The following is a 7727-nucleotide window of genomic DNA, read 5'->3' as shown; positions in this document are numbered from 1 at the left end:
GATTAATCTAGTCCAACAAAACCGAGTGCCAGACGCGATCCAAGCTTATATGGCTCCGGAACGAGAACAATTGAATCTGGAGCTAAAAACCCTACTGGCACAGTTCAACCAACGGGAAGATGAGCTTCAGAAGGAAAAAAGCGATCGCACCAATGATGTCCTCAACTTATTTGGTGTCTTGGTATTATTGAGTACCGCAATCACGGCGATCGTTGCCTGGGGATTAGGATGGGCGATCGCCAACCGGATTACCGACACCCTCAGCGAAACCACCAACACCATCGCCTCCTCCTCCACAGAAATCGCCGCGATGACCGAAGAACAAGAGCGCTTTGCCAACCAACAAGCCAGTGCAGTTAATGAAACCAGCAGCACAATGGAACAACTGAGCCTCTCCTCTCAAGAGTCCTCAGAACGTGCCGAAGCCACCACCGTTCAAGTCCAACAAATTGCCAATCAAATTTTACATCTGAGCGAGCAAGTTAATCAGATTGACAAAATTGCCGGGTTAGTCAGTGATATCGCCAATCAAACCAATATGTTAGCACTCAATGCTGCCGTAGAAGCGGTCCGGGCGGGAGAGCAAGGCAAAGGCTTTGGCGTTGTGGCTTCGGAAATTCGGAAATTGGCCGATCGCAGCAAACAATCCGCCGAGAAAATTAGCGATTTAGTCAACGATATTGAACGGGCGACCAATTCAGCCGTGATGATCACCAAAGACGGAACTCGCAGCGTAGAAAGCGTGGTTTCTGCCGTCAATCACATCGCAGTCAACGCCCAACAAATCTCCCTGAGTGCCAAACAACAAGCCTTGGCGATCCAACAAACCCTGGATGCCATGAACAGTCTGACTCTAAGCGCCCAAGAAAACGCCAGCGGGATCGCCCAAACCAAAATCAGTATTCAACAACTCAGCCTCGTCGCACTGAAGTTACAACGGGAAATTTAGGGGAGAGAATCCCTCTCGGAGTAGGTTTATCTTGCTCCCTACTTCCGATAAGGGAGCAAGATAAACCCACTCCTCCATCCTACTGCCTTTCATGATTTAGACACACTAATATATAGCGGTTCCCACCGTTATTCGCGTACATCTTAGGAGTGCGAGCATCGAGCTTCGCTATAGTCAAGAGCGAGCAAGATGTTTGGGTTCGCGCGTACAGGCTACGCCGCACAGCGAAGCCCGGGCTCAGGCTTTACGCACTCCTTTAAATGTCTGTACGCGAATGAGTCCACCGAACCGCTATAGTCAATCATCAGAATCCATATATTCTGAGTTTACGCACCTCCCTTTGGGAAATTTCATCATAATTGAGGTAAGCCACTCAGGGCTGCAATAAACCCGGTTTAAATCGGTGGATTGAGGTCAAATTTAAGGAGTCATCATCTGATTATGTTGGACAGCTTAAAACTGAGGGGACGAATTCTCGCATGCATTATTATCCCATTGTTCGTGTCGGGTGTACTCGCTACCCAGATTGTTTCAACCGTTAGAAAAGTCGAGCAACTCGACGAACAGATCTGGTTTTCTTCAGAAGTGATTGATCATTTGGCCGGAGCCACCCTGCACGCGATTCGCATGGAACGGTCAACCCGAGGATATTTGGTGAATGCCAGAGATCGCCATCGTCAAGGATTTGAGACAGGTAGCGAGTCCTATAGTCGGCTGATTAATAGCTTAGAGCCAAAAATTGCTCAACTGGAGGACCCCGTACAACGCCAGCGGTTTGAGGATTACACTCAGTTGGGAACTCAACTGCGACAAGTTGATCTGCAAATGCTCCAACTGGCACAATCCAATCGCATGGAGGAAGCTGTGGCCTTATTTTCCACCGACAAGAGTAGCAATATTGTCCGGGAGATGGAGTCGCTTTATAATGCCTTTGTTCAACAAGAACGGGATACCTTAGCGGTTAAAAAAGTAGAAGCTCGGGAAGCGTTACACTGGTCCATTGCCATTGCCGGGTGGGGAGGTGCGATCGTCGGTTTGGTGACGATCGCCATTGGTGCAAAACTAGCCTCTAGCATCCGCGATCGCATCGAACGTGCCATTCATGAAGTGGCGACCTCATCGACTGAATTTGCCGCCACCTTCGCTCACCAGGAAACGTCCACGAACGCCCAAGCAACATCCGTCAACCAAACGACGACCTCTATGGAGGAGTTAAATTCATCTTCCAAAGCCACTGCTGAACAAGCTGAAGCTGCTGTGGCTAGTGCGATTTTGGTCTTAAACTTAGTGGATTCCTCCAACCATCATGAAATGCCGGTGCATCCGTCCTATGGATATGGTCCCAGCCACTCCATGAGCAAGTCGCGCGATCGCCATATCCGACAACAAAATACCAGCTTAAAAGAAGCCGTCCATCAGATTGCCAAACGCATCGAACAACTCACCCAGCAACTGTCTCAAATTGATGGAATTGCCAGTAACGTAAGCAATATCGCCAATCAGACTAATATGTTAGCGCTCAATGCGTCGGTGGAAGCTGTTCGGGCCGGTGAAGCGGGGAAAGGATTTGGAGTCGTTGCCACCGAAATTCGCAAATTGGCTGACCACAGTGGCCGCTGTGCCGATCGCATTAATTCTCTGGTTAAAGAAATTCAATCAGCAACTTCCATGACTGTTCAGGTGACCGAAGAAGGGACAAAAACGGTAGAAGTAGTGGTGGAAGCGATTGATGAAATTGTTAATAATACCCAACAAATTTCATTAACTGCCCAACAGCAGGCGATCGCCATTCAGCAGGTTTTTGAAGCGATGAATGCTCTGAATAGAATTGCCGGAGAAACCGTTAACAGCATTTCTCAGGCCAAAATTGGGACTGAAAAACTCAATCAAGCCGCCCTCGACCTCAAAGAAATGGTCTGAGCATTCTATTCTAGTTCTGGGGGATTCACCAGTCTGGGGCCGTTCTCTCCTAGGGAGATCTCAGGGGAACCCGTCAGGTAGGCCTCTTAAAATTTCGGCTGAATTATCCTGCATCTATTTATCCAGGCGGAAATCAGGCATTCATCGGCGGTGCTTTCCCTTGCCTTTGTCCGCAAATTATGCGAAAATTGTAAGAGGCCAAAATATCGCAGGCGTTTCGATTAGGCCCAGAGGTAGAGACAGTCCCCGGGCCCAGACTGGGGCCTAAAAAAGAGGCGGAACGTGAGGGAATTGGGCCCCACTCTCCCTAGATTCAGGGATGGAAAACTCCTGTGGGTTGGGTTTCCCGTCTGAATCGGCGACTATTCATCGAGCAAGCGGTTGAGGAATCCAGCCGGCGATCGCCTCGGGGTTTTGGCTCTTGACTGCTCCTCAATGGAGGTCTCTCCTCAACAAGCAGTTAACTTACCAAAAAATCAGGGTGAAAACAATCAGGTGAACCTTGCTGTTCACCCGCAGTTCAGGAAAAAACCCGGGGATGACATCAGTAAAAATATTGCCTATTTCACCCCCCAAAAGATTGGCCTTTAGGAATTTGCCAAAACCGCAAATGAGCTTATGAAAACTCGAATAAATCTGGAGAGTTTTGGGCCTGGATTTAAAGACTTAAACTCGTCCAAAACAAAGTCGATCACGCACGGAAGCAGGCCGAGCAGAACCGGGGTAAATTTGAGTAAAAAAAGGGAATCTTCAAGGTAGGGGAAATTCTCCCCAGAAATCCCTAAATCTGACTTCGGAGGAACTAAAAGCATGATGATCGACGATGAAGAACTCAGAGTTACATTCAAAGTAGCCAGTGAAGAACACCTGCAGAAACTCAACGAAGGGTTATTGCACCTAGAACAGCAGCCAGATGACTTTGGGAAACTCGAAGAATTGATGCGAGAAGCCCATAGTCTGAAAGGAGATGCGGGAATGTTGGGGGTGAAAGATATTGCGACCCTGGCACATCAGTGGGAACATCTGCTGGGAACGGTTAAGCGGAAAGAAACCCCCTTAACCTCAGAATTGTGCGATCGCCTTTATCATGGCTTAGATGCGATCTCCAAACTGGTTCATGAATCCGTCACCGGCGAAGATGCCGGAGTCAATACCTTTTACGTCCTCGCCTATTTGATGGGCGCGGCCTCGGACACCAAGGAGAGCGAACCTAAAAACGCACCAACAGAACCCCAGGAAACCCAAAAGTCTCCCCCCAGAGAAAAGCTCCCCCCTCAACAGAGAGACAGTCCCCAAGAGACCTTAGACCCGGTAGAGGCTGTAACGGAAACAGCAGGGACAGAAACCGACCAGGAAGCCGAAGAACAGAGCGACCTAGACCAGGAGTCAGCCCCAGAGTCAGCCAGCCCCGAAATGGTAGAGCTCATCCCCTCCATAGAACTCCCCACCCGTTCCCTTGGCAAAGTCAGCGCGACGGTCAATGGACATAATTTAGCTCAAAAACCTCCCATTGCGGAGATCTCTAAACCCCTCGGCAGTAGCGCACCCCCCTCAGCCGGCGATCGAGGCCGAGAGTCGGGCCCTGCTAAAACCCCAGTCCTTCCCGTCGTCCCCGTCACCCCCGTGCAAACCAGCAGTAGCAACTACCGGATCGATACCATTCGGGTGGAAACCCGCAATCTGGATAGTCTGATGACCCAAACCGGGGAACTCACCGTCAGCAAAATCCGGATCGCACATCGCCTCTCGGAAGTGGAAGAAATTGTCACCCTCTGGGAAGAATGGAGTCGCGATAGCTTTGTCAATCGCTTTGCCTTAGAAGAAGTCATGCGGGGCAACCGCAATGGATCCTTAGACCGATTGCAAAGCTTTCATCATCGCACAGAAGACCGACTCGAACGCCTCGGCCAAATTGTCAACCGCCTCAGAAATTCAGTTTATGAAGATAACGCCCGCCTCGATACTATTGCCGATGAACTGGAAGAAGGCATCCGCACCTTGCGCCTGCTTCCATTATCCACCATCTTTACCCTGTTTCCTCGGATGGTGCGGGATTTAGCCAAACAAGAAGGCAAGCAAGTGGAACTGGTGATTGAAGGGGGAGACACCCGTGCCGACAAGCGCATCCTGGAAGAGATGAAAGACCCCTTGATGCATATCATCCGCAATGCGATCGACCACGGCATCGAAACCCCGGGCGATCGGCAACAACGAGACAAACCCCCCAAAGCCACCATTATCCTCAAAGGCTACCAAACCGCTAACAACATCGTCATCGAAATCCGCGATGATGGGCGCGGACTCGACTTTGAAAAAATCAAACAAACTGCCCTCAAGCGGGGAATCTGCCGAGAAGAAGAACTCGCCGCCATGACCCCCCACCAAATCCATAGCCTAATTTTCACCCCGGGATTCTCCACCCGGACCTTTGTCACCGAGGTGTCTGGACGCGGTGTAGGACTGGATGTGGTTCGCACCAACGTCGAACGACTCAAAGGCAGTATTCACATTGAATCGACCCCGGGAATGGGCACCACCCTGCGCTTATCTCTGGGGACCACCCTCGCCACCGCTCATGTTCTGTTAGTCGAAGTGGAAGGCATTGCCTACGCCCTGCCGGTGGAGTTTGTGCAACTGGCTCGATTGGTCCCGGAGAGCGATATTTTTGCCTTAGAAGGACGGGAAACGATTGTTTTAGAGGGACAACCCGTTTCCGTGGTCAAACTCGCCGATTTGCTGGAACTGCCCCCGAGAGGCATTCTCAATTCCTCAAAAAGCATGAATAATTCCAGTCTGCCTTGCATTATTCTGCAAGTGGGCGAAGAACGCCTCGGACTCCTGGTGGATGCCTTGGTGGATGAGCAAGATGTGGTGCTCAAACCCCAAAGCAAACTGCTCAAACGGGTCCGGAATGTGGCGGGCGCAACGATTTTGGGAACGGGGGAAGTTTGTATGGTGTTAAACCCTCATGACTTGCTCAAGTCCGTGCGAAAGCCTGGAAAATCCATTGTTCCCTCGAAACCGCAGCCTGAGGGCGATCGCAAATTATTAGTGTTGCTCGTGGAAGACTCGATCGCCACTCGCACCCAAGAAAAACGCATTCTGGAAAATGCTGGATATGAGGTAGTCACCGCTGTGGATGGTTTGGATGGATACAATAAACTTAGAACTCGCGACTTTGATGCGGTGATCTCCGATGTCCAAATGCCCAATTTGGACGGTTTAGGGCTAGTCACTAAAATTCGTCAGCATAAGGAATATTCTGAATTGCCAATTATTCTGGTGACCTCCCTAGCCAGTGATGATGATAAACGCCGAGGTGCCGAAGCCGGGGCTAATTCCTACATTCCCAAAAGCAGTTTCAATCAACAGGTGTTATTAGAAACGCTCAAACGGCTGATTTAGTGAAAATAGTAGGGAGTTCCAGATGCCTAACTGAACCGGGTCGGGTGATGGTTTGAAGGGTAAGAAGCAGCCAGAGTAAAGTATGAACAAGAAGCCGATTCGAGTTTTGTTGGTGGAGGATTCTCCAGTGGCGTTGATGATTTTTAAGCGTTTACTGGGATCAACTCCCGAGATTGAAATTGTGGGGACGGCAAGGACAGGGATTGACGGGTTGGAGTTGATTCCCAAGGTTCATCCCCATGTGATTTGTACTGACCTAAATATGCCCAAAATGGATGGGTTGGAGTTTACTAAAGAGGTGATGGCAAAGTTCCCATGCCCTATTTTGGTGATCAGTTCTTCGGTACAGGCGGAGGATACTCACACTGTATTTAATCTGCTTAAGGCAGGGGCGGTGGATGTGTTTCCGAAACCTCGTCAGGGGGTGATGGGGGATTTTGAGGCGATTCGTCATGAGTTGATTTCTAAGATTAAGGTGTTATCTGGGGTGACGGTGTTTACGTTGCATCGTCGGGGTGCAGGACATCCGGAGACCCTGAGATCATCCCCTGGGGTTGTCCCTCCTGGAAATACTGGAAAAATCCTCATCCCTGAACAGAAGCGGGTAGATCCGGTGATTCAACGGGTTAAAATGCCCTCGTTTTACAGCCCTTCTCCTGTTGTTTCTACTCCCCGTCCGAGTCCGGATGAGGCGACGGCGGCGGTGGCATTTCGCGGGGTGAAAATTGTGGCGATCGGGGCTTCCACGGGAGGACCCCAAGCGTTACATACGATTTTGTCTCAACTGCCTCGGAAGTTTCCGGTGCCGGTGATTTGTGTGCAGCACATTAGTGAGGGATTTTTAAAGGGGTTGGTGGATTGGTTGGGTTCGGAATGTCAGTTGCCGGTGAAAATTGCTCCTGCCGGAGAAAGACCCGAACCGGGAATTATTTATTTTCCCCCGGAACAAAAACATTTAGAGTTTGATGGTCTGGGTCGGTTTCTGTATTCGAGTGCCAGTCCAGTTTCGGGACATCGCCCTTCGGTGACGGTGACGTTTAATGCGGTGGCGAAGTTTTATCGGCGTGCGGCGTTGGGAATTTTGCTGACGGGGATGGGTCGAGATGGGGCTGATGGGATGTTGGAACTGTTTAAGCAGGGGGGGATGACGATCGCCCAAAATGAGGACAGTTGTGTGGTGTTTGGAATGCCTAAAGAGGCGATCGCCTTAAGTGCGGCCCGCTATATTTTACCGATTACTGATATTGCGCCGATGCTCCTCCATCGCCTAATGAGCGATCGGCATTAGTGATTCTCACTTTATAGAAGGCGATCGGCAGGAGCATATCAATGACAAACTGGAGCCATTGTAGGGTGGGCACTGCTCATCCCCCCTATCCCTTACAAAAGTAGGTTTTTTACGCTCATAGTGATTTGCCTCAAATTTCAGCTCACTTCCGGTCCCCTCCCCTTG

General features: G+C 50.2%; 4 protein-coding genes. All 4 read left to right on the top strand.

Annotated features, from left to right (window positions below; genetic code table 11):
* The coding region (locus J0895_RS11735; protein WP_207088273.1) for a methyl-accepting chemotaxis protein at window positions 1-949 on the top strand (949 nt) is incomplete at its 5' end.
* Between the two features lie 501 nt (window positions 950-1450).
* Window positions 1451-2869 (top strand): methyl-accepting chemotaxis protein, encoded by a 1419-nt coding sequence (locus J0895_RS11730; RefSeq protein WP_207088272.1) that lies wholly within the window; start codon window positions 1451-1453, stop codon window positions 2867-2869.
* A gap of 810 nt (window positions 2870-3679) precedes the next feature.
* A complete protein-coding gene (locus J0895_RS11725) occupies window positions 3680-6274 on the top strand; it encodes a hybrid sensor histidine kinase/response regulator (protein ID WP_422894325.1) in 2595 nt (864 codons plus the stop codon).
* A gap of 82 nt (window positions 6275-6356) precedes the next feature.
* Complete coding sequence (gene cheB / locus J0895_RS11720; protein WP_207088271.1) at window positions 6357-7562, top strand: chemotaxis-specific protein-glutamate methyltransferase CheB; 1206 nt, start codon at window positions 6357-6359, stop codon at window positions 7560-7562.
* Window positions 7563-7727 lie beyond the last annotated feature (165 nt).

The sequence above is a fragment of the Phormidium pseudopriestleyi FRX01 genome (assembly GCF_017313335.1).
Taxonomy (GTDB): domain Bacteria; phylum Cyanobacteriota; class Cyanobacteriia; order Cyanobacteriales; family Laspinemataceae; genus Laspinema; species Laspinema pseudopriestleyi.
This window is presented reverse-complemented; position numbering and strand designations above follow the sequence as displayed.